We start from the raw sequence: 26,108 nt of genomic DNA on the forward strand, positions 1-26,108 counted from the left end.
AAGTCATCGTTTCACCATACTGTCACACTGGACAAGTAACCCTTTCTGCTGAAGTTCATTCAATTCATTAGACATGTCAGGCAAATTGCTGAGAGATACGCCCACTTCTGCTAACCGCGCTTTGTTTAATGAATAAAACACCCACATCCCTTTGCGGCTTTCCTTCACAAGACCGACATTCTTGAGTCGGCTCATGTGCTTTGAGACAGCAGGCTGTGAAATCTCAAACAAAGGAACTAATTCACAAACACAACAGTCGCGGATGTTTAACAAGGAAATGACTTTTAAACGTTTTGGGTCTGCGAGTGCTTTCAAAATATCAGCTAGGCCTTCAAAATCCATGTAAGCCTCACCCCGCGTACACTATAACTATATTGTTATTAAGTCGTCAAGGACTCACGGCACCGGCCATGCCAACATAGTCCAGGTGTGACAGAGTACGCCGTGATAAGACAGGCGTCCGAGGCTCAAACCTCATCTCATATCCATGGTGACCGTTCCATAATGGAGGCGAAAAACTTTTCACCAACCCATACGCTTTCGCAAAGATCGGATCTGAGCAACGTGGTGTCTGCCGTGCCAAGCGTATAATCCAAGAGCTGTTTCTAGTGACAACACGTCCCCGGACTCTGGGTTCGTAAAAGTTCGTACGCACTGCTCATCTTGCAAGTTAGAAAGCAAGGTTACCCACCTGTGATGAAGCGTCTCAAGAAGGATTAGTGAAACCTCTATAGGCGTATCACGATAATCATTTAATTCTGCCCATCGCTCTTCCTGATATGGCTTGATGATTGGTTTGTCTTCTGTTAGTGCCAGCTTGAAGCGGATATAGCTGTTCATATGACTGTCTGGTAAATGGTGAACCACTTGGCGAACAGTCCATCCACCAGTGCGATACGGCGTATCCAATTGCTCTGAGGACAATCCATGTATTGCAACCCGCAGCTCAGTCGGCGCTTCTGCAATTTGTTTGACCCAGTCCGCTCTTTGTTCAGCAGAAATCTTATTGCGATTCTGGAATTTTCCAATTGGATACCGGAAGTCGTCCATTTCTATACCCCCTACACTTCGCATAATACTAGCGCTGAAATTTCTCCACATTGTTCTCGGTCTTTCGTTCATATCTGCTTCTCCATAGCACATACCCAATGCAGAGCACCGCCACCACAATGGGAATCTCGATAAAGACCCCAACGAACGGATATGCAACTATACACAGAATACATGCAATGCATGCACATGCCTTACCAGTCCGTGATTGGATTAGACGCACACCCGCCGCAGTACCGAGAATGTATGTGGCAATGCCAAGAGAGTCCGGAACGTACACCAACTTACTCATACTGAGATTGAACAGATACGTAATGATAAGCCCGCTCCCTGCCAGCCCCCCCACCAACAGTACCGCCCTTTGTGGTGCGGGTCGCTGCTCATTGATGTGGTCAAACCACGCAGGTGCCAGCTTTCGATGTGAAAGCGAGTACGCCAGTCGACTAATGCTTGCGACAAACGCATTTGTCGTCCCTAAGCAGATCACTAAGGCAATCACGGCCGTCACCTCGGCCCCACTCTTACCAATACTTTCTTTCATCACCTGAGCCAACGATGCGTTGTTCATAGCCTGGGCTATCGTTTGTTCACCCACCGAATAAGAATGCGTCCCAATGACCGCTAAGACAATCCCGAAATACAAGACACCTACAATAATGACCGCACCCCAAGTGGCCCGCATCACATCCCGCTTCGGATGATGGAACTCCGGCGCAAGACTTGCAATTGCCTCCCACCCGAAGAACGACCAGAAGATGAGCATGGCTGCCCGGCCAATCGGCCTGAACATCGCTCTTGAAACATGCGGTGTCAGAGCGCTGGCATGCATAGATGGAACGGCGAATACAATCGTTGCCAGTAAAACGACGACAATCAATCCACTCGTAGCTAATTGCACCTTGCCGCTAGTTCTTAGTCCAAGGTAATTGCTCACAAGCGCACCAACCAACAGTACGGCTGCGATGAGAAAGGCGATGCTTGTTGGTACATGAAAGACGAAGGTCACGTAGATACCACCAGTAAGCGGTACGATAAACTGCCCAGCAGCTGCAGCAATAAAATAAAACCAACCGATGAGTGCACCTACGTATCGACCAAAGGCCTGTTCCACAAAGGTTGATATCCCACCTGCACTCGGATACTCTCTAGCCAGAAAGGCAAAGGTATAGGCAAGCGGAATGCTGAGGAGAATCATTGCTCCCCAAGAAAACAATGCATTTGTTCCGGCAATGCCTGCAGTCATCCCCGGCAAAATTAGAATCCCTGACCCAATCACAGCTCCTACATACAATGCGATTCCTTGCCATACAGAAATTGATCTTTTTAAGTGCCCCGTCACTTATTTTCCTCCCGAAATCTGTACTATAGACAGAATACAGGTGATATCTGTAGAGTCACATATAATCACGAAGGAACATTGATGGTTTTATATTCATCATGAATATGTCGTAACAATTTCACCTGCATATTGGAGGTCGTTGCAGTGGACCAAATTGATATCCAACTTTTAGAGCTCCTACAGCAAGACGGAAGAATGACCCTCAGCGACTTATCGAAGGCGCTAAATCTCAGCCGCCCCAGCATAACGGAACGTTTGCGACGCTTAGAGGAACGGAACATTATCATGGGATTCGCAGCTCTTGTATCTCCAGCTGGTGTGGGGCGTGGCCTACTGGTTTTCATCGAAGTGGGACAGGTGACTGTACCCTGCCGCAAATTTGAGGCGTTCATAGCCACTGAACCAGATGTCTTGGAATGTCACAGAGTTACTGGTGCGGTCAGCTACATCATGAAGGCTGCTGTGTCCTCCGTGGGCCATCTTGAAGCACTTGTAGATCGATTGATTCCGTACGGACGAGTGAATACGTCAGTTGTTCTTTCATCGCCCGTCACCGCCAGAACCATGATACCGCCAAAGAGCCACCCGTGACTTCGCTGTTCGGTTCCTGATGAACGGCTGCACTGCAAGAGACAATACCGCTGCCAATGATGCGGGCCTATCAAAGCCTTGAGCGGCAAGGTTTCATGGCCACCTTCCGAGGGCAAGGCACCTTCACTGTGGATGATCCCGCCGTCATCGAAGAGAGCCAACCCGTTACGGCAGCGGACGTGACTCATACACATGGGCTACCTCCATGTCCCCCGCCTGTTGCTTCGGCGGGGGTTCTACATTCGCCAAACCGCGTCTATCCAAATAAGCAGAAGGATAATTTTGTTAATCAAATATACATTTATGACCTCGCAATCACCGGCAAGTAAATCAGCGGTAACTGGGACTCCATAGCTTCACGATTCGACTCAAACCAATCCGGGAGCTTTAAATCCGCCCCCAAGTCTTCAACAGATTCATCAATCGCGAATCCAGGGGGATCGGTTGCCAGTTCGAATAACACGCCGCCTGGCTCACGGAAGTAAACCGACTTGAAGTAATTGCGGTCCTTAACTTCCGTCACATGCATCCCTGCATCCATCAGCTTTGTTTGCCAATGAACCAACTCATCTTCGTTCGTCACGCGCCAAGCAATGTGGTGAATGGTCCCAATGGACTGCGTTCCGTATCGGGCATCCTGCTGGCTAATCACATCAATCATCGTACCAGGTCCGCCATTGCCGATTTCATAACGGTAACGGCCCTCGTCCTCTTCAATCAGTCGGAATCCCATCACTTCCGTGAGTAATGAGGATGTAAGCCTGTGATTTTTCACTAAAATTGTAACGCTATAAAACCCGCGAATTGCGTGTTCGCTTGGCACCGGACCTTCTTGCCAACCTGGCCTGTCAGCCGCACCCGCATGTGCAACTAGTTCCAGTGCAATCCCGTCCGGATCTCGGAACGAAATCACGAGTGTTTGCCCTGAACGCTCGGTAGGACCACTGACTGAAACATTGTGGTCTTTCAGTCGCTTCACCCAGTAATCAACTGATTCTGAGCGTATTGAAAATGATGTAACAGAAGCCTGTCCGGCACCGCCGCTTCCTCGTGGACCGTCGCCAAATGGGAAGAACGTAAAGACGGTTCCAGGATTCCCAACTTTGTCTCCGTAATAAAAGTGGTACACATCCGGTGCATCAAAGTTTACCGTCTTCTTTACCATGCGAAGCCCAAGCACACCCACGTAGAAATCCACATTCCTTTGAGCGACGCCAGCCATTGCTGTAATATGGTGAATCCCCAAAATTCCCTGACTCACGTTTACCACCCTCCCAGGACTAGCTAGCGAGAGCACCGCTACTCGCGTCGCAAACCGTAACTCATCACATGAAACTTCCTCAGCTACATTAACTTACTTTTAATAAGTTAAATCTCACACTCAGAATACATCTATACTTACTTTTCGTCAATAGGTATACTTAAATAAGGTTAAGACGTACATCAGTCTTGGACCGACACCCTCAGGCTCATCCTTTCCAAGTGTCTTGCACCTCTTCGCATTGAGTAGCGAGTTCTTGGGAAACGTATACCCATGAAGTCGTAAAGGTCGCGAGCGAATGGTGTACCGTAGGACGATATTGCGCCGTAGAGTGCAGGATAAACCCAAGAAATACGGGCGTAAAGAAGAACCCATGTATTCGGTCCTCAGTCACCGGTTGGCCAACAGCCGGGCGGCGTTGCAGGCTACTTTCGACAACTGTTCGGACCTAGTCTACCGCGAGATAGCCATGGCCTCCGGTCCATCGTTACTCATAGTTTATATTGACGGACTAGTGGATACCAAAATTTTGGATCAAGTTGTCCTACAACCGCTGATTTTCACAGGGGTTCCCCAGGGTGTAGGAAGGTTGCGCAATATCCACGAGATGCTCTCTCGACAACTAGTAGCAGTTTCACAGACGGAAGTTGTGCAAACCCTGGAAGAAGTCGTGCATGGCATCATAAAAGGGAGTACCGCGATACTGAGCGACGGTTCCAAGGAAGCCTTGTTAATCTCCGTACAAGGGTTCGAAAAACGCGCCATTGAAGAACCTAAAAGTGAAGCCGTGTTGCGTGGACCTCGACAAGGTTTTACGGAATCACTACGGGTCAACACCGCACTGCTCCGGAGAATCATCGCCAATCCTGATTTGAAAATGGAGTCATCTACCGTCGGCGATCTAACCCAGACAGATCTTGTGATTGTCTATATAGAAGGTGTCGCTGACGGGTCAGTTGTCCAAGAGGTCCGTCGGCGCATTCGCAACAGCTCCATCCAGAGTGTCCTGGCAAGCGGTTACATTGAAGAGTATATACAGGATTCCACCTGGTCACCGTTTCCTCAGGTCCAGAACACAGAACGGCCAGATGTGGCAGCTTCCAGCCTTATTGAGGGACGGGTCATCATCGTCTGTGACGGAAGTCCGTTTGTTCTCATAGTTCCCATGACATTTTGGGGGGGACTACAGGCCGCCGACGACCATTATGAACGTTGGGAATACGCAGTTTTGAGACGCTGGGTGAGGTACGCCATGACGTTTGTCTCCCTTACGCTGCCTAGCATCTATGTGGCACTGACCACATACAACCCGCAGTTGCTTCCCGATCGATTGATGGCAAGCATCGCAACTGCTCGCGAATTATCTCCGTTTCCGACCGTGATTGAAACAACGATGATGGAGATTATTTTCGAGGGTCTGCAAGAAGCTGGTGTGCGGTTGCCAGGGCAAATGGGCCCGTTGGTCAGTATCGTCGGTGCTCTCGTGGTCGGAGAGGCCGCTGTACGGGCAAACTTGGTATCAGCGCCAATCGTCATCGTTGTGGCTATGACCGGGATTGCATCTTACGCCATTCCTCGTTACAGCTTCGGCATACCTTTTCGAATGCTCCGATTTGTACTACTTATTCTTGCTGCACTGTTCGGTGTGTACGGACTATCAATTGGGCTAGCGGCGATTCTCATTCACCTTGTTACGCTTGAGTCATTCGGCACACCATTCTTTACCCCTGTTGCTCCAGTCGTTTTGTTCCATTTGAGGGACGTGGTTATTCGGACACCCCGGTGGAAGAACAATTGGCTTCAGCGGGGAAGGCGGGGTTCGGACGGTGCTTAAATTCCGGGTCGGTCAGAGAACTGGGAGTCACTCGTGACCTTACACTCCTTGCGTCGGACTGTCTATTCCTTGTTTGTACTAACAACATGCATGTGTTTGACCACAGGCTGCTGGGATATGGTGGAACCCAATCAACGTGCGTTATGGGTGGGCTCGGCAGTAGATGCCGCTCCGAAGGGGCGCGTGCGTCTCAGCGGACAAATCCTTGTACCGTCGGCGATGGCCGAAGGGAAGCAACTCGGGGCGAGGACGGATATCGTCAAGTCGGCTACCGGAGCCAATATATCCGATGCAATGGCGAGACTCCAGCAACAGGTGTCTAGAAAGACCTATCTCTCTCACCGCTTGGCTTGGTTTGTTGGCGAGCCGATGGCAAAACGAGGTTTCAAGACCTTACTAGACGAGTTTGGCAGAAATCCTGACAGCAACCTGCGCACTTACATCCTGGTCGTCAAGGGTGCCGACGGTGCTGAATTTCTGAAAGGTACGACATTCCTTGATGGAACCGCCACACTGTCCGCCGTACGGACCATTCGATTTGGGGACTTTAAGGAAAAGGCCGCGAACCTCCGATTTTTCGCTGCAGAGAGTTTGAAAGACGGGCAGCGTCCGCTGGCGCTCGCAATCGAACCGCGCAGCGCGTCGTCTTCGGCGAGAAGTTCAAGCACCGGAGAGCCTTCACCGACAGAAGCGCCATTCTACATACGTGACATCGCTCTTTTTGACAAGCACGGTCGGTTGGCTGGCTTCCTGACCGATCAACAGGCGGACACGGCGGCTTGGGTAGCCGGTCAACTTGCGAGAGAGTCACTGACCGTATACATGCCTGAGGGACAAGGAACTGTCACGTTGCACCTACAGCATGTGCATCGGCACATCGACTCCCTCCTCCAGCATGGGACAATACTCGTAAGAGTCAGCCTATCAGGGACTGGACTTGTCATAGAGAACAACTCCAGTCTGGATCTCTCACAGCCTCAGAACTTGCACTACGTGCAGCGACGGTTTGAAGAGAGTATCGCGGGACAAACGCGTCGAGTCATCGCAGAGGTTCAGCAAAATTATGGAACAGACATCTTCGGCTTTGGCGAAGATATCCATCGCCGCTACCCGTATCCATGGCGAGGCCTAAGAGGGCAATGGGATGAGCAATTCAGACAGTTGAAGACCGACGTTAAAGTCAAACTTTCCATACGGCACCAAGGGCAAAGGGGACCCGGTTACGTTGGCAACGATGAAAATGCCTAATGTGGTCCGTCACTTGAGTAGGGTGGAGTAAATGTGAAAATTTCTAGCTCTCAGCTGTTTTGGATTATCGTGAACTGTTCCACTCTGAACTATGTTGCGATGAATCCAGCATTCAAGATGGCCAAGCAAGACGCGTGGATTGTAGTCACAGTCTCTGGAGGCGTGACCCTATTGATCACGCACTTAATTGCGCGGCTCAGTCTCGTGTTCGGCGACAGAAGCTTAGTCGGATTTAGTCGCCGCGTGTGTGGGAAATGGATGGGGACGCTGATTGTACTTCCCTATTTCTTCGTTTGGTTTCTGATGGTATCCAGGGACCTGAGAGACTGGGCGGATTATGTATACGTTACGGTGCTACCCAACACACCGCTTTGGCTCGTGACCACATTGATGGCGGGTATCGTGCTGTATGTGACGTTGCAGAAGGGAATCGTCTCCATTGGTCGATTCGGAGAAGCCACGGGATTGCTGTTTTTGGTTGGCATGTTTCTTCCGCTCTTTCTTATGCCACAAGTGTTTGACTGGCGCAACCTTCAGCCAGTCTATGCCGACTCAGGCTGGGTCAATATTCTGCGTGGAAGCGTGCCCGTCACGGCCTACATGTCTGAACCTGCCATGATGCTGTTGATGCTTACACCCTTTTTGTCGCGGCCACAACAGACGCAGTCTCGCGTACTGTGGGCAACTGGGACCATGGCTGTATGGCTGGTGTTTGCGACGACTACCGTATTGCTGTTCCTCGGTCCACAACTAGCATCAATGCTCACACTTCCGTTCGTGAACTTCATCAAGGCCGTCACTATTCTTGATTTCATACAAAATATAGATGCCGTGGGTATTTTCATATGGACATTTGCTTGGACTATTGCAATTGCAACACCGTTGTTCCTAATGAGTTACGGTATTGCCGAGTTGTGGAATGTAGGTGACTGGAGGAAAGTGGCGGTCGGCGTCATCGTGAGCGCCGTTCTTCTCGTGACCGTCACCTCAGGTATCGGTCTATTAAGCGATACCGTCCGCAGAACTGTGTTCGTACGATGGGCATTACCCGCCAACCTCGTCGGTATCCCACTGCTCTTGGCCATCGCGGGGATGCGTAAACGCCGCGATGCATAAGATGCTACGAAGTTCGATACGCTGTCAACCTAGGAGTTGATACGTAGACCGTCGGACAAATCCATTTGCATCATCACTTGCTGTGCTCGCGGCGTAAATCCACCCTCTTCAAGGACCTTTACAAGCACTTGACCGGACGCTGGTGTGTTCACGGTTGAACGGGTGCAAGAGAGGTCAAAAGGTCCATAGACCTCACAGCAGACGCGACGGATGACGCTTGCCTGGTCCGCAATATCCTCGCGAGTGGCGCACTGCAGTAGAGAAATCGCAGAGACCTCTCCGGCGTCGTTGAGCATGCTCTTATACAGTGCGTAAGCCATTGCATCTCCCTTGCTGTCCAGCAGAATTACAGCTTGCCCCCCGCTTACGCTCTGCCACTGTGTCTGCCAAGATGAAAAGGCCTGATAAAATGGTAGCTGGGCGACTTGTTGAGGTAGTCCCCTGACAACCTGCCCGACACCCTCATCAGACTTCGTAAGACCGTTGTTGGACTCTCCATCGCCCTTTAGCCGGAACGCGTCATTGGGCAGCGGCCCAGTGTGCGTGAAGAACGTCAAGTGGTCCACAACCCGATATCCCATTCGTTCATACAGGGCAATAGCTGGGGTATTTTGCGCGATGGCCTCTAGGTAAGCGATATCGACGTCGTGCTCCTTGTACACGTCCAAACAGGCTTCCATCATCCGTCGCCCATACCCGGTGCCACGAAACTGAGGATCGACCCCTGTTCCACCATTCCAGGCAATTTTGACACCACGAACAGTACGAAAACCATTCAGAATAAACCCTACAGGTTGATTGTTCTCCCATGCCACGATAGAGCCTTCCGCGGACAACCCGACCGCTGACAGCCGTGCGATAAAACCGTCAAGTGACATCGTCACGTCTGCGAAGTATCCTTCAAACCCCTTGTTCCACACCTGGATTGCCTGCTCAAAAGTGCATTCACTAAGTCTTGTGATTTTCAACTGGTTATCCCCCTAAATTAGTGCTTCGCTATGGACTGGTGGTGATGGCATCTGCCAGCCTGGAAAGACCGACCGCAGCTTGTGCGGGAGGCATCCGCACATAGTTGAGCCGGGCAAAACCGTCCTCGGCCCCATACAGGCGACCTGGGGCGTACATAACTCCGGACATCACGGCTCGTTCCAGGCGCAATTGGTCCGGCATCGACGCGCCGAACCGCAGCCAAAAGTGGAGTCCACCCGCTGGAAGTGTCCACGTGATGCCCAGCCCGGCCAATGCACTGAGCGAGCGATTAAAAGCGTCACGGCGTTGCCTCAAAACCTGCGACACGGCTTGAAGGTGACTCTGCCACCCCGGGCTGAGAAGGAGAGTGGCTGCGAGCGCCTGCATGAGACCGGGCGTCTCCGCGTCGATCTGGCTGCGAATCTCAGCGAGTCGGTCAATAATCGCCCGCGGTCCCACGACCCAGCCGATGCGCAGGCCTGGTGCGACGACCTTGGAGAGACTGCCTATGTACAGAACTGATGATTGCTCAGCAAGCCGGAACAGGAGCGGTGGCACCTTTGGCGTGCCAGCGACCTGCAGGTGCGTGAAGGCATCGTCCTCGACAATCGGTAGGTTCCATGCATTGCAGAGTGCCACGACGGCTCGGCGTCGCTCGATGTTTAGTGTCGCCCCGGTAGGATTGTGGTAGGTGGGATTCAGCCACACCATCGCCGGCCGGTGAGTGCGCACAAGTTCCTTGAGTGCGTCTGGTAAGACGCCTTCTCCATCCATCGGGATTGGCAAAAGTCGCACACCACACGATTGAAAGAGCGCCTGCGAATAGTAAAAGGATGGCTTTTCGATCGCGATGGAGTCGCCGGGACGCAGGAGACCCCTAGCCACGAGGTAGAGCGCCTGCTGAGCGCCCGCCGTGATTAAGACGGATTCGGGATCAACTTGTGTATCCAAATGTCGTTTCATGTCAAGGCTTACCGCTTCACGCAAGGCTGGCGATCCAAGTGGATGGCCGGTGCCAAGTGCCGCGTTCAGATGAACGTCGGAAAGCAGGCGCTGCATATTGTCCACAGGCCAGATGTCCGGCCCAATGTTACCGTCCGAGAAGTCTAGAATGTCAGCCCGTTGGCGCGTCTCCACGATTTGCCGGGCAAGTGGTGCCAGCGGCCTGAATGCTGCCTGCTCCAGGTAGCGCGGCCAATCCGGGGTTATGCCCCAGAGATCGCCACGCACATACGTACCGCTACCTTGTCTGCGGTCGACGAGACCTCGCGCCTGCAATTCAACGTAGGCAGCGGCCACGGTGCTGCGGTTAAGCCCAAATTGCTGCGCGAGACTGCGTTCCGGGGGCAAGCGCGTAGCGGGCAACCACACACCTTCGTGAATGCTGGCCACAAGCCATTCCACCAACTCCCGCACGGTTCGTGGGCCGTTGCTCATTCACGCACACCTCCGAAAATGGCTGACGTTGAGCCCGCAAATTGGCTGGTGTATTCTACGCCAATTGTTTTTATAATAGCGTGTATCACGATATCGAGCAAATGCGTTGCAGGTTAGGAGGCTTCTCATGGTCCGTTTTTTGACGCCAATGATTCGGGGGTTGGTACCACCGACCGCGCTAGATCGCCTGTGGCGGCGCGTGATGAAACTCCTGGCAGGACTTGTGCTCTATGGCGTCAGCGATTCGTTGCTGGTTCTGGCACATCTTGGCATTGACCCATGGGATGTCTTCCAGCAGGGGATTGCTCTCCACACGGGAGTCCCGATTGGGACCTGGGCAATCCTCGTCGGAATTGCCGTCCTGTTCCTGTGGATCCCGTTAAGGCAACGGCCCGGCCTTGGCACGCTCCTGAACGTGCTCGTAGTCGGGGGCGTGATGGACCTCGTCCTTGCCAACGTTACACCTCCGACTGCACTACCGGTACGCATCACAGTGCTCCTCCTTGGTGTCGGTCTCAATGGCGTGGCCACGGGCTGGTACATCGGAGCAGGCCTCGGCCCTGGGCCGCGCGACGGGCTGATGGTCGGTCTGGCCGCTCGCGGGTTGTCGATTCGGCTTGTTCGCACATCCATTGAAGTAACGGTACTTATCGTGGGCTGGATGCTCGGCGGAAATGTCGGCTGGGGAACACTTCTCTACGCCCTTTCCATAGGTCCTCTAGCACAGATTTTCATCCCACTCTTCACCATGCATCCACTCAAGGGTGCAGACTCTCCAATACCAGCGCCCCCACCGAGCGGTCAATCAGAATAATGCGACTTTCGCCAAATGGCAACGTCTGATATCCCCATAGATGAATCAAGGGGTTTTACGGCACACTTGATAAAAAACATCAAGATGCGGTGAACGAAAGTTACCTTTGGTTCGTATAATCCATGTCCAGTCAAACATCGCATAGATGGCAGGCGAATCCATGAATGAATTGGAGAAAATCACCGCGGCGCAGGGCGGTGACACTGATGCACTGGCGCAGCTGCTTCACGAGCACTATTTGTTTGTGTTCAAGTACCTTCTGCAATTGACACTGCATAGGCAAACGGCGGAAGACCTAACACAAGAAACAATGATTCGAGCCATTCAAAAGATCCGCTCGTATAATACCGTGAAAAGCAAGTTTACGTCGTGGTTAATGACGATTGGTACGCGGCTCTACTTGGATGAACGCCGAAGGAGGCAACTCGAAAAATCACTGCTGACAGAAAGTGATGTCAGCCGCGAACTGCGTTGGCAAGCACGGACGAATCAAGCGGACTGGTCTGCTCTCCTCGACGCGCTCGCGAGACTGCCAAGCCAAACGCGGGCTGCCGTGATTCTCAAACATTACTATGGTTACAGCTACGACGAGATTGCACAGATGCTAACCTTGCATGAAGGAACGGTCAAATCACGCGTACACAGCGGTCTAAAGGCACTTCGAAAGGAGTGGGGTGAAGATGAAGCAGCGTTGTCCACGCAAGGCGGAGAACACCACACCTCATAAAGGGAATCCTTGGCGCAATCTTGACAATGACCATCAGCGGGCCCTTGAAGACAGACCGCCTGCGGCGGAAATGCACGACGATAACGCAGGCTTGATGGCAAATCGCAACGATGGAGCGCCGTCCACCTCGAGCGACGCATTTGCGCTACAACTCGTGCAGAGTCTAGACGCACTGCAAACCCTGCTACCTGCCAAGGAGCCAGAGTTGGAGCAGTTCCGACAACTCGTGGTGGACACGCAGTCTCATGAACAGAGGCGCACTCGAAGAGACGTGCTGGTGTTTCTTGGTGTTGCCTTGCTCGTCATGATGGGATGGACCTTCTGTATGACCTATAGCCCGCATGTGTTTGTCTTTCTTCTGATTGCGGTTTCTACTCTCTCATTGCTCGCTCTACCAGTTGGTTTCGTCTTGCAGCGCTTCCGAGAGGAGACGTCCTGATGCATACACCCGGACACTTAACTTGGTCTGAACTGCTCCCTGTCATCCTCGTGTTACTCGTCCAAGGCATCTGGTTGTTTATGGACGCCAAAACGCGGAGCAGATGGCCATGGTTGTGGGGGCTCTGGGGACTTGTGCAGGCGCCCATCCCCACCGTCGTCTACTTGTTGGTTGTACGCAAGGTGTGGATGTCGTTTCGCCGTCCTGCGAAGGACACTGACTAACCGCCATTTTAACAGCTACAAGGCATCTCCCAATCTCGACAAATTGGAGTGAGAAAAATGGCCGGTATTCCAATCAGCGTGATTTTACCCATAGCATTTGTGGAACTCCTCTTGTTGATTGTCGCTTTAGTGGACTGCATTCGAGCCGAGGCCACAAACGGTCCGAAGTGGCTGTGGATTATCGTTATCATTGTCATCGAGATCATCGGACCCGTGCTGTACTTTGTGTTCGGGAGGAAGAACCGCTGATGGCTCTGCTCGAAGTCCATAACCTTGGCAAATCGTTCGGACAAACGGAGGCTGTACGCGGTGTTTCCTTCACTATCGAAACAGGCCGCTGCGTTGCTTTGATTGGACCAAACGGAGCTGGAAAAACAACCGCGCTAAAGATGCTGGCGGGACTCGTTCGGCCAACACGAGGTGACATTTACTTCGCTGGGCAGCTTGCCACTGATATGAGGCAACACCTGGGTTATTTACCTCAAAACCCCGGATTCCACGAATGGATGAGCGGGTCTGAATTCCTCGTGTATGTTGGAAGGCTCGCTGGACTCTCGCAAAGGGCCGCAAAGGACAAAAGCACAGAACTCTTGTCCCGCCTCGGCCTGGAAACCGCAGCAAAGCGACCCATCCGAGGATATTCAGGCGGGATGCGCCAGCGGCTCGGCATCTGTCAGGCACTGGTCCACGACCCGCAACTGCTCATTCTTGATGAGCCGGTATCTGCACTCGATCCGGTAGGCCGTCGCCAAATTCTCGAGTTAATGGAAGACCTCCGCACTCAAACAACCATTCTCTACTCGACTCACGTACTGCATGATGCTGAGGAAATCAGCGACGACGTGCTCATCCTTCGTCGAGGTGAACTTGTTGTTTCCGGCGCTCTCGATGACATTCAACAACGAAATCACAGCCCGAGAGTGCAAATTACAGCCTCAGTCCGTCTTGAACCCTGGTACGGTCAATTCGCGAAGGTTCCTGGAGTAAAGCGCATAGAAGGGTTTGGAACATCTGTCACGCTCACCGTACAAGACGTGTCAAGTGTTCGAGCACCCTTGCTTCAAGTCCTGTTGTCTGAGGGAGTTCCTGTTCTCCGACTGGAACTAGGCCGCAACACGCTTGAAGACTTGTTCATGGAGGCGGTGTCCTCATGAGCCAACTCGGAATTGTACTTCGCAAAGAGATGCGGGAGGCGTGGAACAGCCGTAGGTTGGTCTGGTTGCCGCTCGTGTTTGTTCTGCTCGGGGCCATGCAACCCGTGAGTACGCACTTCATGCCGCAAATTCTCAAACTGTCCGGCGGGCTACCGGCTGGAACGGTCATCCATATCCCAACGCCTTCGCCTGGCGCAGTTTTCGCCCAAGCACAGTCCCAATACGGCGTCCTCGGGTTACTGGTCCTAGTCCTTGCCTTCATGGGCAGTGTCTCAAACGAGCGACAACACGGCGTGCTTGACTTGGTGATGGTCAAACCGGTTTCATACACGGCTTATATACTCGCAAAGTGGCTCAGCGCTCTCTGTCTGACTACCGTGGCCCTCGTTCTTGGCGACCTTGCGGCGTGGTACTACACGCTACAACTAATCGGTTGGCTCGGTATTGGGACAGTCGTGCAATCGGCAGCCGTGTACCTCGTGTGGCTACAGCTTATCGTGACCATCACGTTGTGGTTTAGCGTCCTCATGAACTCCGCCATTGCCAACGCTGGGATTACGCTGACAGTAGCAGCCGCATTCTCAGTGGTTGCCGGTGTCCTCAAGTGGCCCTGGAGCCCAGGCGGATTGCCATCGCACGCGGTTAGCTTACTGATGATGTCGAAAGGTATTAACATCGCGCGCAATGGTGGGGCTTTGATAGAGTCGCTCGGATTGACAACGCTCATCATCGCAATTCTAATTGCGCTGGCCATCAGTTTGTTTAAACGGCGCACCTTTGAGACGTCCACTTCTGTCTAAAGCGAGAAGGCGCAGGCTCGTGCGATGTAACTTAGTCCGGGTGCCAGCACTGTGGATATGGTTCAAGGTGTTCCGCAATGACGAATGAGCTATCATGAGGTTACACACTGTTGTTGGAGAGAAGGACAATCATGCCAGACGAGAATGGGTTACAGCGCGCGTATAAACAATCTCGCTATCAGATTGCGGGGCATGGCAGAAGAACCGTTCAAGTGCTGAAAGACGCCCTTGCAGATGTGAGTGATGAGTCGGAAAGCGACATGTACGGCAAAGGCAAAGTTATTGAAGCCTTTGAAGAAAAGCTGGCTCGGTATTTGGGTAAGGACACGGCGGTGTTCTTTCCGAGTGGGACCATGGCGCAACAAATTGCTCTGCGCATTTGGTGCGACGAAACGGGTGTCCATCGAGTGGCTTATCATCCCCTGTGCCATTTAGAAATTCACGAGGAAGACGGTTTAAAGGAACTGCATCAGATTCGTCCGATACTGCTTGCGGATGCAAACCGCTTGATTGAACTTGACGACGTGGTTGGCATGAAGGACGACGTCTCGTGTGTGCTACTGGAGTTGCCGCAACGAGAGATTGGCGGACAGTTGCCCGAATTTGCGACACTTGAAGCCATTTCTCAGTACTGCAGGAGCCACAACATCAGACTTCACCTAGATGGCGCAAGGCTGTTTGAAGTCCTCCCGTATTACAACAAGACGGCTGCAGAAGTGTGCAGGTTGTTCGACAGCGTCTATGTCTCATTCTACAAGGGCATCGGCGGTGTGGCAGGTGCCATCCTGGCGGGAGACAGTGCTTTCACAAGTCAGGCGCGGGTGTGGAAGCGACGTCATGGCGGGGACCTCATCAGTCTCTATCCCTACATTCTTACTGCCAATTACTATTTTGACCTCCGCGTCAGCAGAATGGGGCACTATTATCACAAAGCCAAGGAACTGAGTGAAATGTTCAACGGTTGCAAGCGGGTATCGACACTTCCCCACATCCCTGTCAGCAACATGTTCCATGTCCATGTGGATGCGCCGGCAGAGGCAGTGGAACAGGTTCTCATCCGTCTCTGCAACGAAACCGGCGTTGGCTTTACGGGCAACCTTCGCGCCACGGAGGAAGACAAGTGTTCCTTTGAAGTCAGTGTCGGAGATGCATACGACAAAATCCCGCCCAATACTCTGGCGCAGGCCTTCACGCTCCTCAATTCAGAATTGGCAAAGGGCAATGAATCGCATGCGTAGTCATCTATGAGCGCCCCTCTACAATGCAGTCAGACAGCTGTTCGGAAGCTTCTCTTGCAACGCTCGCAGCTAGTACCAGGGTTTGAGGCAACATCTCAGCGCCCAAGCCCTGACGATGTGCTGGCAGTCATTTCCGCGCTAGAGTGTGTACAGATTGATCCGGTGGCGGCTGTAGAACGCAACCAACACCTTGTACTTGCTGCCCGTATCCCCGGTTATCGGCCGAAGCTCTTGAACCAACTGCTCGAAACGCGAAAGGTCTTCGAGTACATTGCAAACGCAGCTTGCGTGCTACCCATGGCGGACTACGCGCTGGTAGAACCCATCCGGCGGCGTCACCAGACTGGGTTGCAAAGCGAGATCGACAAATATCAGGATGTGGTCGGCCTCGTCCTCCACCGGTTGGAGAGTGAAGGGGCTTTGCCGGCCAATGCTTTCACGAGCGCCGACAAGGTACACGGTTACTGGGACAACCAGGTGGCGAAAACGAAAGCGACCTCGCATGTGTTGAATCTCCTGAACGACACAGGAATCATACGGGTTGTGAAGCGTGACGGAAACACGCGGTTTTTCGATATTTCCCGGAACTCTCTTCCGGAGGATGTGTGGCAGCAATCCAGGGTGATTGAAACTGCGGATGCACAGCGGTTGCTGCTCGAAAAGTACATGCGGGCTTACCGGGTGTTGGACGCCAGTGATGCCCGCTTTGGTTGGTCGCACTGGAAGGCACAAGAACGCAGCCGCATACTCGAGAGCTACGTGAGCCAGGGCAAAGTGGTTCCGCTCGCTGTAGCCGAGTGTCGTACACCCTACTATGTGCTGGCCGAAGATGTCGATGCGCTGCAACGGATGGAAATGGACTTGCGAGGCGACCTGGAGCCGTTTTCGGACATCAGAGTACCGAGGTCCGTGGCAGTTGCGGGGCGCGCTATCAGATTTCTGCCGCCGCTTGACAACCTGTTGTGGCGTCGGAGCCGTGTGGTGGATTTGTTTTCGTTCGACTACAAGTGGGAAGTCTACACCCCCGCTGTAAAAAGACAGTACGGCTATTACACCATGCCGATTCTCGCAGGAGACGAGCTGATTGGGCGCATCGACCCGCGACTCGACCGGAAGCAAGGCGCTTTGGTCGTTGAGGGGTTGTACCTTGAGCCAAACATCAAAAGGACGCAAAAGTTGTCAAAGTCCCTCGAGGTGGCGCTCGACAGGTTTGCCCGCTTCCACGGGGTAAACGAGGTCGTCGGAGCTCACTCGGCAGGAAGCGCGGACACATAGAACAACACCGTCGAAGGTGTCCTTCCTTGGTGATTGAGGGTTCGTTGAAACCTATTCGGCTGACCTGCTTATGCGGTTGAGGCGACCTACATCGGAGGAGTGTTCATGGACAAAACATCGGTTTGGGACAAGACACTGCTTCGCTCATATGGAAAATTCGACTTATATCGCATCCAGCGAAGAGGCGGACCCGTATACCCGAGATTTTGGCTCAAATACCGTGACATTTTTGTTAGCGATACGCATTTTGAACCATCCAGTAAAGAGATTGCAGCGAGAGTGGAAGATTGGATAGATGGTCAATTGAATTATCTCGAGTTTCAAAAACACTTAGAACCTTTGATTGACGACCAAAACGAGCTGGTCAGAAACGCCGCAGAAAACTTTGAGTTCCACCTAGAAAACCAGGATGAGTTCGTCCAAGACCCGTTCCGATTTAAGCTCATTGAACCGGGAAGATATAAAACATATAAGCTCATTGAACCGGGGACATATTTGGTGTTCATTCTGGAAAAATACGTAGATTGGGACTACTTCAGCAGCAGTGATATAGGGGAATTCCGCCCAACAAGCCCGTCAGACACACACGGTTTTCGAGCCTTTTTAAACGATTGGATAGTTGGGAGCGCACAAGACAAAATAGATCGAGAACTGCGCCGCCAAATAATTCAGGAGGACATTGAAGAGGTTAGAAATGCCCTGCTAGACTGGATGAATTCAGGGAACAGCTGACAAAGTCGACAGTATCCTCACCGATGAATGCTGGCCCCAGTTGTCAGTGTGTTTGTCGATCCCTAGCCCCATTGGAGTTCGTTGTCCGTCCGGTCGGAGGCATGCAGCCGCATTTCTTCAGCTCCCCTCGCGATCGGCTCCCTTAGTTTGGGCTCAATAGGATACACCCCCATTCACCAGTAACCCATACTCCCTCCGCGGTCCTTCATGCGTCCTAGGCACAGAAGGCACCGAAACAATGTGTAAATATTGACCAATGTGAGTGAAGTTTGCTTTAATTCTTCCAAGCGGACTGTCGAACTTAGGAATGAGAATAGTAGGTGGAGAAACTTGTTGAACAGACAACAACGAGAGTTTCGGAAAAGGATGAAGCAGATAGAAAAGGAAAATCAACTGGCAGGTGTAGAACCTCTCAGCTATCGCTATGAGAACTATCGTCCTAGAAGGCATCGAAAGTCATTGTTCGTAGGTGGTGGAGGGATAGTTGCCTTCCTCATTATCTTGTGGAACTTGTTCGCCGTATCAACCTGGATTCGACCACATGTACCGAAAATCGGTCCGTCCTCTGTCGCTTCTCTAGGAACTACCCCGACTAGCAACGCACTCGGCACAAATACGCAGCGAGAAGTGAACGACTACATACAGGCATCAAAAAGCATCGACCAAGCGTTAGGCCCTCTTGTGCAGCCCTTCTTAAGTCCCAGCAATCTGAACAACATATCGGTAAAAATTTTCGACCAGGCGACAGCGAGATTGAATTCGATGAAACAGACCACAGTAACGAACCTCACCGTCCTTGAGCCCCTACAGAACTACGAACTCGGGCAAATTCAAATCATGGAATCTGTCTTGCAACAGGTTCAGGCATACAAAATCAACCATGCTCCATCAGAATGGCAAACGGTGCAACAACTCATTGAGAAATTCGATGTTAACCAAACGACAGAACAGTCCATCTTAATCTCCATATTGGACAAAGAGCACATGCCATATCGGTTCGGCCACAATGGTGAGATTCAGTATCAGTATCACTGAAACCGTCTGCAGCAGTCATACATAGGAAACTCAGAGGTGCTCCGCATTATGGCAAAACCACGAATAGCCCATGGCACCCCTTATCCAAGTCTCGGCCATCTATCCGTGAACCGCTCTGCTTCCTCTGCACTGAAAAAGGCACTCCAAGGTGAGTGCCTTTCCGCTGTCTGAAGGCGAAGCGTGACCTTGCTGTCTAGCGCATCTTCCAACCGACCGCAGCCATCTTGCGGCGAACGAATGCAAGCTGACCGCGCAGCGGCACACCAATCGGACAGTTGTCGTCGCAAGCCATCAGGCCGATGCATCCGAACACACCGTCTTCACTGCCGACGACCTCAAAGTATTCTAGCTCTGACCGTTTGTCTCGCGGGTCGACCATGAAGCGGGCCACCCGGTTAATGCCGGCCGCACCGATGAAATCCGGCTTCAGGTTCGCCGTCGCGCAGCCACCGATACAGCAGCCGCACTCGATGCAGCGCTCGGGCATCCGCGCGTCACTCCGGCTGTCAAGACGTTCTTGCCGCAGTGTTTCCCAGCTTTGTCGACTGCCCGCGAACTTTACGCAGTTGCGGCCACATGCCCACGGATCGCACAGCAATCATTACAATCGTCATGAGCAGAAAAACCGGAGCAACCACCGTGAACGACAGGTGATGATTCAGCATGAAGTGCACAAATTGTTTGGGGTACCAGGATGTCGCTGCATAGGCGATAACAACGCGGATCCCCAGCGCAGCCAGCCACAGTAACAGGTACCACGGACCACACCAGACTTTCGCTTTGCCATCTTCCCCAATCTGCATGCGTGTAGACAGTACCATCAGCCAGCCAAAGAGTGCGCCGACAGCTGCGCTGACAAGGATGGCGACGACATCATTTCCACTTGTCGGGAAATTGCGCAGATAAACTGCCGAAACAATGATGACTGCAATGTAGGGTCGGATCAGGCTGAACCCGGTGACCTTACGCCACCCGAGTTGTGTAAACAGTACCATGGCTAGGAAAATCCCGATAATCACCCAGCTTGAACTTGTCAATTTAATCCCTCCAAGACCTGTTGTGGTGTCATCGTAATACGTTTTGACACCAGCATCGTCCACACGCGGATGGATTTCCACTTCGTTGCGGCTCTATCTACAGATAGATTGGGAAACCTGAAGGCAGGAGACCGTGCCCTTCGACTGGAATTCTGTCGATAGCGTGGCAGAGGGGTTTGAGTATGAACTTGGCTTCTGGATTATCGAAAAGTCTGCAAAACAGGATGAATCTCTGGCCGATCCGCCTGATCGGATCGGGCGTACTCGTGGCATTTTTTTACGAACAATTTCACAGTAAGGACCACTGGATACTGGGTTTGGCGCTTGCGGTCGTCTTGTATTATTTACTCATGATCTGGAATTCTCGAATCATGCGGAACCTGCCCGCCCTGGTCGCATCCGCGACAATCATCTGCACGATGGCGGTCTATGTCCATGTCACGATGGATGTCGACACAAGTCTTCTGATATTGCCAATGGTCGCCCTGCTGGCGTCCCTTCCTCAATCGCAGACGCTGCAGTCGCTCGTGCTCGCCGCGGCGTGTTCCGTGGTCACTATCATAGCTTCTTACGGAGCGGTCTTTCCCTGGGGAACGCTGTTTGGTTTAGCGGGAATTTACGCCTTCGTTCGCGGTCGCAACGTAGGCGAGCAATTGCGCGAACAGCACTTGGAGGAACTGAACGCAGCGCATGGGGAACTCCAACGTGCGCATCGTGAGTTGGAGCGGTCATCCGTGGAATCCGTCCGATATGCGGCGCTGTCAGAGCGGTCCCGAATCGCGCGCGAGGTCCATGACGTAGTCGGTCACAACCTGACCACGCTGATCGTTCAGTTGCAGGCGCTGCAATACATGCTTCCTGGCGATCCCCATGCCGCCGCCGCTGAGGTTCCAAGGATGCTACAGATCGCACGGTCAGGTCTCAACGAGGTGCGCAAAACCGTCGGAGAAATGGCAGACGATGAATTTGGGCTCGGCGCAGCGGCGTTGCGTGGGCTGGTATCGCAAGTGGTTGCACAGTCTCACTTGCAAATCCACTTCCTTGCCGACGGTCAGGAATCCGACTGGCCCCTTTCCATTAGTGTGGTGTTGTATCGCATCCTACAAGAGTGCCTGACCAATGTATTGCGCTATGCCGAAGCGGGGAATGTCTGGGTCAATGTGACAGAGCGAGGTGAAGTTATCACACTCAGCGTGTCAGACGATGGCATTTACCGAGGAGTTCCCCCGTTGCAGCCGGGTTTTGGATTCAGAGGGATGTCCGAGCGTGCTGCCTCAGCTGGCGGAAAGTGCGAATGGGGCGTCCGAGCGCCGCACGGACTAACTGTGTCCGTGATGGTTCCCTTAACTGACGAGCTTGGAGGAGAGGGAAATCCCCGCAGTGGATGGAGGTAATGGAACATGGGCGCATCGCAAATTCGCATCCTGTTGGCGGACGATCAATCTCTGATTCGTCAAGGGTTACGATACATATTGAACAGCCAGGAAGATATGACGGTGGTGGCGGAAGCGGAAGATGGTAACCAAGTCGTTCAGGCAGCTTTGCAGACTTTGCCGGATATTATCCTGATGGATGTGCAGATGCCTGGCAAGTCGGGCATCGAGGCAACGCAATCGATCGTCGAGCAATTACCTGATGCGAAGGTGGTTTTGCTCACCACGTTCGATGTGACCGAGTACGTTTTCGACGGCATTCGTGCTGGAGCCGTCGGCTATTTGCTCAAAGACACCGACGGTCAGGACCTCCTGGCGCAGATTCGCCTGGCATATCGAGGTTCCGCCATCTATCACAGCGTGAACGCGGCAGAAGCATTGGCCAAGGTGGTTAGTACGCCGGAGGGACAGGAGCTGGACGCTGGTTTTTCGTTGGACGATCCGCTCACAGAACGGGAGACACAGGTGTTGCAATTGATGGCCTACGGGCGAAAAAACAGTGAGATCGCCAGTGCTCTGTATTTAACGGACGGTACCGTGAAGACCCATGTCCATCACATTTTGCAGAAACTTAGCGTGGATGATAGAACCCAGGCCGTTGTCTTAGCCATCCGCAACGGGCTAGTGGATTGAGATTTTGAAGTCATCTGACACCACGTTAGGTGTTCACTCCCCATGCCTAAAGGCTAGCTAAAGCAAAGGGTGTTACGGCGCGTTTGATAAATTCTCCATATTGAACAAAGAGCACATGACCTATCAGTTCGGCCACAATGGTGAGCCCATTGCTCCCCTTATCCAAGTCTCGGCCATCTATCCGTGAACCGCTCTGCTTCCGCCGCACTGAAAAAGGCACTCCAAGGTGAGTGCCTTTCCGCTGTCTGAAGGCGAAGCGTCACCTTACTATCTAGCGCATCTTCCAACCGACCGCAGCCATCTTGCGGCGAACGAATGCAAGCTGACCGCGCAGCGGCACACCAATCGGACAGTTGTCGTCGCAAGCCATCAGGCCGATGCATCCGAACACACCGTCTTCACTGCCGACGACCTCAAAGTATTCTAGCTCTGACCGTTTGTCGCGCGGGTCGACCATGAAGCGGGCCACCCGGTTAATGCCGGCCGCACCGATGAAATCCGGTTTCAGGTTCGCCGTCGCGCAGCCACCGATACAGCAACCGCACTCGATGCAGCGCTCGGCTTCGTAAATCTTCAGCGCTGTCTCGTTCTCCATTCGCCCCTCCTCGGCAGTCGCGTCAAACGGGTCATCGTTGTGCACCCACGCCTCGGTTCGCATCGACATCTCACGAAACCACACACCGGTGTCAACTGACAGGTCACCAAGCAGTTTAAACACAGGCAGCGGCAGGAGCGTCGTGATGTTCGACAGGTCCTTCGTCAGTGTTTTGCACGCAAGGGACGGGCGTCCGTTGACTAGCATGCCGCACGACCCACAGATCGACGCTCGACAGACGAAATCAAAGCGAAGCGTGGGGTCCTGCTCTTCCCGTAGCTGGTTGAGCACGACAAACAGTGTCATGCCAGGCTCCTCTTTTAACGTAAAGTCCTGCAAGTGCGGCTTGACGTCTGGCATGTCCGGGTCATACCGCATGATTCGAAACGTCAGCGATCGCTCTGCCATGAGCGTACCCCCTCTCGTTTACGATGGCTTCGGTGCAGACTTGGAGGTTGCACTGGCTTCCCCGTAGCCGCGGTCGCCAGGTGGAAGTTCCGTGATGGTCACCGTCTCATATTGCAACTCCGGCTCGGCAGCGTCTTCCGGCCAGTAAGCCAGAGTGCGCTTGAGCCAGTTCGCGTCGTCCCGTTTTGGGAAGTCCTCGCGGAAGTGGCTGCCTCGACTCTCTTGACGTTCCAGGGCGCCTTTAGCGATGCAGATCGCGAGGCGAATCATGCCAGGTAAGCGCAGAGCGAGGCCGAGTTCTGGGTCGGCACCGCGGCCCATTCCGCGCAAGCCGATGTTCTGTGCACGTTCGTGCAGTTCGCGCAGTTCGGTGACCGCATCTTGTAGCGGACCTTCGGTGCGAAAGATCCCGACGTTCTGAGAAAGCGTGTTCTCCATCTGCCGTTTCAGCTCGTACACATTCTCCGCGCCGGGTTGCCCGTTGGACTGCTGCAGCCGGTCGATGCGGTTTTGCTGCGTCTGTAGGTGGTCATCAAGCAGTCTCGTCGAGACATTCAACGACACGTCCTTCGTATACTCAGCGATCTTCTCGCCAATGATTTTCCCCGCGACAACAGTCTCTGCCAGCGAGTTGCCACCGAGGCGGTTGAAACCGTGCAAGTCCCAGCACGCAGCTTCTCCGAGCGCGTAGAGGTTGTTCAACCCGTACGCCTGGCCGTTGATGTTCGTACGGATGCCACCCATGCTGTAGTGCTGTGTGGGTCGCACCGGAATCAACTCTGTCACTGGGTCAATCCCGTTGAACTGCCGGCAGATGTTCGCAATCTCGCGCAGGTTGGTGTTGATATGCTTCGCGCCGAGATGGCGGATGTCGAGCCACAGGTGTTCTCCGTACGGACTCTCGACGCCAAAGCCGGCGCGGATGTGCTGCATCATCCGCCGAGCCACCACGTCACGTGAGGCGAGTTCCTTCTTGTTCGGCTCGTAGTCCGGCATAAATCGATACTCGTTCTTGTCGAGCAGGTAGCCACCGTCACCGCGGGCTCCCTCCGTGATGAGAATCCACGACGGCACAATGCCGGTTGGATGAAACTGCACGGCCTCCATGTTGCCAAGCGGGACAACGCCGGTGTCGAGCGCGACGGACATGCCAGACCCCTCGTTGATGACAGCGTTAGTCGACGCGCCGTACAGGCGGCCGTACCCGCCCGTTGCGATGACTGTCGACTTGGCCGTATAGACGCGCAATTCACCTGTGCGCAGGCAACGCACCACCGCGCCGTAGCAGGTGTCGCCGTCCTGAATCAGGCTGAGCGCTTCGACGCGGTCGTGCACTGTAATCCCATACTTCATCACCATGCTGTCCATCGTGTAGAGCACGGTGTGCCCAGTGCCATCCGCCGTATAGCAGGTGCGCCACTTCGCAGTGCCGCCGAAGTTGCGGGCGGCGATGAGGCCGACTTTGGCGGGATCCTCATGAATTTCCTTGCCGTCGTAGATGCGTTTGTCCGTCGTGACCCGACTCCATGGCACGCCCCAGTGGGCCATCTCCCGCATCACAATCGGTGCGGTCTCCGCGAACAGACGCGCAACATCCTGTTCACAGCCCCAGTCGGAACCTTTCACCGTGTCGAGGAAGTGAATATCCGAACTGTCACCTTTGCCCATTGCCGTGTTCCCAAGAGCAGCCTGCATCCCCCCCTGTGCGGCAGAACTGTGGGATCGGCGTGGTGGAACCAGACTCAGAAGAATGACATTTAGGCCGTTCGCGGCCGATTCAATGGCGGCTCGCTCCCCTGCGAGGCCCGCTCCGATGACGAGGACGTCTGTCATGAACATATCGTGACCCCTGTGGCTGCTCGTCATTTCGATGCCCCCAACATGTACAGGATTGCAAGCGAAATGCCGCCGATGATGACAAACAGAACGCTCAACACTTCCAGAACACGCTTCATGCTGTACCGATTGACAAAGCCCCACTTCACAAAAATGCGGTACACGCCAACGCTGGCGTGGTACTCAGAAAGCAGCAACAGCACGGCGTAGAAGATGAGAAAACCCGGATTGGCGACGCGTAGCGAGCTCAGGTTCGCGTTGATCCCGGCAAACGACACGATGGCAACATGCGTAACCGCCAACAGCAAAATGGCGCTGCCTGTGATGGACTGAAACAGCCATGACCAGGTGTCGCCGTGGTGGATGAGTTTGGCATGCTTCCAAATCATCTTCTGTTCCGAGTACTGCTTCGGCATGCGCCGCAGTACAGCGCCGATGTGCGTCCCACCAACGAGGATAAGAAAAACGATGGCGAGCGGGAGCAGTCCAAACCGCTCCATAAAGTGAGCCAGCACATTAAACGCATTCGACCCTAGCCAGATGGAAGCGACGAACACCATATGCATCCACAAAAAAACAACCAAGAGGAGCCCGCTGACCATCTGCAGCGTTTCGGTGATAGCATCAGTGCGAGGGGTGTAGGCCAGTGCCTTCTGAAGCTGCACCTTTGTTTTCGCCTCCTTGAGGGTAGAGATAGTCCACGATGACCGCCCCACACTTCGAGCACACGGGGAAAGACACCCGCAGGTCATACTCGTCATCTGTGCAGTTCGGCACATCCGACCGAACCTCGACGACAATTGGGGCGCCACAGCAACTAGACACCTTCATTGACCTCTCTTCCTCTCTCCAAGGACTGTCATTGAGGCACTGCAGACGAAGC

28 protein-coding genes are annotated in these 26,108 nt (G+C 53.4%); 17 read left to right on the plus strand and 11 right to left on the minus strand.

Annotation, left to right across the window (positions count from 1 at the left end; translation table 11 throughout):
• Window positions 1–3 precede the first annotated feature (3 nt).
• The 3 genes from JC200_RS06785 to JC200_RS06795 all read right to left on the minus strand — a co-directional run bounded on the left by JC200_RS06785 (window position 4) and on the right by JC200_RS06795 (window position 2,389).
• A complete protein-coding gene (locus JC200_RS06785) occupies window positions 4–342 on the minus strand; it encodes an ArsR/SmtB family transcription factor (protein ID WP_274435475.1) in 339 nt (112 codons plus the stop codon).
• Window positions 343–522: 180 nt separating this feature from the next.
• Window positions 523–1,050, minus strand: a complete 528-nt coding sequence (locus JC200_RS06790) for a YfiT family bacillithiol transferase (RefSeq protein ID WP_274435476.1) — start codon at window positions 1,048–1,050, stop codon at window positions 523–525.
• A gap of 28 nt (window positions 1,051–1,078) precedes the next feature.
• Entirely contained in the window at window positions 1,079–2,389 is a 1,311-nt protein-coding gene (locus JC200_RS06795) for an APC family permease (RefSeq protein WP_274435477.1), read from the minus strand.
• 144 nt (window positions 2,390–2,533) lie between these two features.
• On the opposite strand from JC200_RS06795, the gene JC200_RS06800 reads away from it, so the two are divergent.
• The gene (locus JC200_RS06800) at window positions 2,534–2,980 is read left to right on the plus strand and encodes an Lrp/AsnC family transcriptional regulator (protein ID WP_274435478.1); all 447 of its coding nucleotides are present in this window, start codon (window positions 2,534–2,536) and stop codon (window positions 2,978–2,980) included.
• A gap of 301 nt (window positions 2,981–3,281) precedes the next feature.
• Here JC200_RS06800 and JC200_RS06805 read toward each other — a convergent pair whose 3' ends face one another.
• Window positions 3,282–4,241, minus strand: coding sequence for a ring-cleaving dioxygenase (locus JC200_RS06805; protein ID WP_274435479.1), 960 nt, complete (start codon window positions 4,239–4,241; stop codon window positions 3,282–3,284).
• 298 nt (window positions 4,242–4,539) lie between these two features.
• On the opposite strand from JC200_RS06805, the gene JC200_RS06810 reads away from it, so the two are divergent.
• The 3 genes from JC200_RS06810 to JC200_RS06820 are packed head-to-tail and all read left to right on the plus strand — an operon-like array spanning window position 4,540 to window position 8,439.
• On the plus strand, window positions 4,540–6,075 hold the full coding sequence (locus JC200_RS06810) for a spore germination protein (protein ID WP_274435480.1): 1,536 nt from the start codon (window positions 4,540–4,542) through the stop codon (window positions 6,073–6,075).
• A 33-nt stretch (window positions 6,076–6,108) separates the two neighbouring features.
• Window positions 6,109–7,323 carry a Ger(x)C family spore germination protein gene (locus JC200_RS06815; RefSeq protein ID WP_274435481.1) on the plus strand — a complete coding sequence of 405 codons (1,215 nt, stop codon included), beginning with the start codon at window positions 6,109–6,111 and terminating at the stop codon, window positions 7,321–7,323.
• A gap of 33 nt (window positions 7,324–7,356) precedes the next feature.
• Entirely contained in the window at window positions 7,357–8,439 is a 1,083-nt protein-coding gene (locus tag JC200_RS06820) for a GerAB/ArcD/ProY family transporter (RefSeq protein WP_274435482.1), read from the plus strand.
• 29 nt (window positions 8,440–8,468) lie between these two features.
• Here JC200_RS06820 and JC200_RS06825 read toward each other — a convergent pair whose 3' ends face one another.
• Window positions 8,469–9,407 (minus strand): GNAT family N-acetyltransferase, encoded by a 939-nt coding sequence (locus JC200_RS06825; protein WP_274435483.1) that lies wholly within the window; start codon window positions 9,405–9,407, stop codon window positions 8,469–8,471.
• A gap of 28 nt (window positions 9,408–9,435) precedes the next feature.
• On the minus strand, window positions 9,436–10,845 hold the full coding sequence (locus JC200_RS06830) for an aminotransferase-like domain-containing protein (RefSeq protein WP_274435484.1): 1,410 nt from the start codon (window positions 10,843–10,845) through the stop codon (window positions 9,436–9,438).
• 127 nt (window positions 10,846–10,972) lie between these two features.
• Here JC200_RS06830 and yczE point away from each other — a divergent pair, with 127 nt between their 5' ends.
• The 11 genes from yczE (at window position 10,973) to JC200_RS06885 (ending at window position 19,283) form a co-directional block, all read left to right on the plus strand.
• Entirely contained in the window at window positions 10,973–11,659 is a 687-nt protein-coding gene (yczE, locus tag JC200_RS06835) for a membrane protein YczE (protein WP_274435485.1), read from the plus strand.
• Between the two features lie 160 nt (window positions 11,660–11,819).
• Window positions 11,820–12,386 (plus strand): RNA polymerase sigma factor SigY, encoded by a 567-nt coding sequence (gene sigY, locus JC200_RS06840; protein WP_274435487.1) that lies wholly within the window; start codon window positions 11,820–11,822, stop codon window positions 12,384–12,386.
• On the plus strand, window positions 12,340–12,825 hold the full coding sequence (locus tag JC200_RS06845; RefSeq protein ID WP_274435489.1) for a YxlC family protein: 486 nt from the start codon (window positions 12,340–12,342) through the stop codon (window positions 12,823–12,825). Before sigY ends, JC200_RS06845 begins: the two co-directional genes overlap by 47 nt.
• Window positions 12,825–13,049 carry a sigmaY antisigma factor component gene (locus tag JC200_RS06850; RefSeq protein WP_274435491.1) on the plus strand — a complete coding sequence of 75 codons (225 nt, stop codon included), beginning with the start codon at window positions 12,825–12,827 and terminating at the stop codon, window positions 13,047–13,049. Before JC200_RS06845 ends, JC200_RS06850 begins: the two co-directional genes overlap by 1 nt.
• Window positions 13,050–13,106: 57 nt before the next feature.
• Entirely contained in the window at window positions 13,107–13,298 is a 192-nt protein-coding gene (locus JC200_RS06855) for a PLDc N-terminal domain-containing protein (RefSeq protein ID WP_274435492.1), read from the plus strand.
• Window positions 13,298–14,203, plus strand: coding sequence for an ABC transporter ATP-binding protein (locus JC200_RS06860; RefSeq protein ID WP_274435493.1), 906 nt, complete (start codon window positions 13,298–13,300; stop codon window positions 14,201–14,203). The genes JC200_RS06855 and JC200_RS06860 overlap by 1 nt, the downstream gene beginning before the upstream one ends.
• A complete protein-coding gene (locus tag JC200_RS06865; RefSeq protein ID WP_274435496.1) occupies window positions 14,200–15,003 on the plus strand; it encodes an ABC transporter permease in 804 nt (267 codons plus the stop codon). Before JC200_RS06860 ends, JC200_RS06865 begins: the two co-directional genes overlap by 4 nt.
• Before the next feature lie 131 nt (window positions 15,004–15,134).
• Entirely contained in the window at window positions 15,135–16,241 is a 1,107-nt protein-coding gene (locus JC200_RS06870; RefSeq protein WP_274435497.1) for a threonine aldolase family protein, read from the plus strand.
• 54 nt (window positions 16,242–16,295) lie between these two features.
• Entirely contained in the window at window positions 16,296–17,516 is a 1,221-nt protein-coding gene (locus JC200_RS06875) for a winged helix-turn-helix domain-containing protein (protein ID WP_274435498.1), read from the plus strand.
• Window positions 17,517–17,621: 105 nt separating this feature from the next.
• Window positions 17,622–18,248, plus strand: coding sequence for a ubiquitin-conjugating enzyme family protein (locus JC200_RS06880; RefSeq protein ID WP_274435499.1), 627 nt, complete (start codon window positions 17,622–17,624; stop codon window positions 18,246–18,248).
• A 333-nt stretch (window positions 18,249–18,581) separates the two neighbouring features.
• Complete coding sequence (locus JC200_RS06885; RefSeq protein ID WP_274435500.1) at window positions 18,582–19,283, plus strand: hypothetical protein; 702 nt, start codon at window positions 18,582–18,584, stop codon at window positions 19,281–19,283.
• 193 nt (window positions 19,284–19,476) lie between these two features.
• Here the strand turns inward: JC200_RS06885 and JC200_RS06890 are convergent, their stop codons facing one another.
• Window positions 19,477–19,770, minus strand: a complete 294-nt coding sequence (locus JC200_RS06890; protein ID WP_274435501.1) for a 4Fe-4S dicluster domain-containing protein — start codon at window positions 19,768–19,770, stop codon at window positions 19,477–19,479.
• A gap of 19 nt (window positions 19,771–19,789) precedes the next feature.
• A complete protein-coding gene (locus JC200_RS06895) occupies window positions 19,790–20,320 on the minus strand; it encodes a hypothetical protein (RefSeq protein WP_274435502.1) in 531 nt (176 codons plus the stop codon).
• Window positions 20,321–20,502: 182 nt separating this feature from the next.
• Here JC200_RS06895 and JC200_RS06900 point away from each other — a divergent pair, with 182 nt between their 5' ends.
• Both JC200_RS06900 and JC200_RS06905 read left to right on the plus strand, forming a co-directional pair.
• Window positions 20,503–21,714: a sensor histidine kinase gene (locus tag JC200_RS06900; RefSeq protein WP_274435503.1), complete on the plus strand. Its 1,212-nt coding sequence runs from the start codon at window positions 20,503–20,505 to the stop codon at window positions 21,712–21,714.
• 6 nt (window positions 21,715–21,720) lie between these two features.
• Window positions 21,721–22,386, plus strand: a complete 666-nt coding sequence (locus tag JC200_RS06905; RefSeq protein WP_274435504.1) for a response regulator — start codon at window positions 21,721–21,723, stop codon at window positions 22,384–22,386.
• 271 nt (window positions 22,387–22,657) lie between these two features.
• On the opposite strand, the gene JC200_RS06910 is transcribed toward JC200_RS06905, so the two are convergent.
• Genes JC200_RS06910 through JC200_RS06920 form a run of 3 tightly spaced genes read right to left on the minus strand, consistent with a single transcriptional unit; the run spans window position 22,658 to window position 25,890 of the window.
• Entirely contained in the window at window positions 22,658–23,389 is a 732-nt protein-coding gene (locus JC200_RS06910) for a fumarate reductase iron-sulfur subunit (protein ID WP_274435505.1), read from the minus strand.
• Window positions 23,390–23,407: 18 nt separating this feature from the next.
• Complete coding sequence (locus tag JC200_RS06915) at window positions 23,408–25,255, minus strand: fumarate reductase flavoprotein subunit (protein ID WP_274435507.1); 1,848 nt, start codon at window positions 25,253–25,255, stop codon at window positions 23,408–23,410.
• Window positions 25,252–25,890, minus strand: a complete 639-nt coding sequence (locus tag JC200_RS06920) for a succinate dehydrogenase/fumarate reductase transmembrane subunit (RefSeq protein WP_274435509.1) — start codon at window positions 25,888–25,890, stop codon at window positions 25,252–25,254. The genes JC200_RS06915 and JC200_RS06920 overlap by 4 nt, the downstream gene beginning before the upstream one ends.
• Window positions 25,891–26,108 lie beyond the last annotated feature (218 nt).

The organism is Alicyclobacillus sp. ALC3 (assembly GCF_028751195.1).
GTDB lineage: Bacteria > Bacillota > Bacilli > Alicyclobacillales > Alicyclobacillaceae > Alicyclobacillus_L.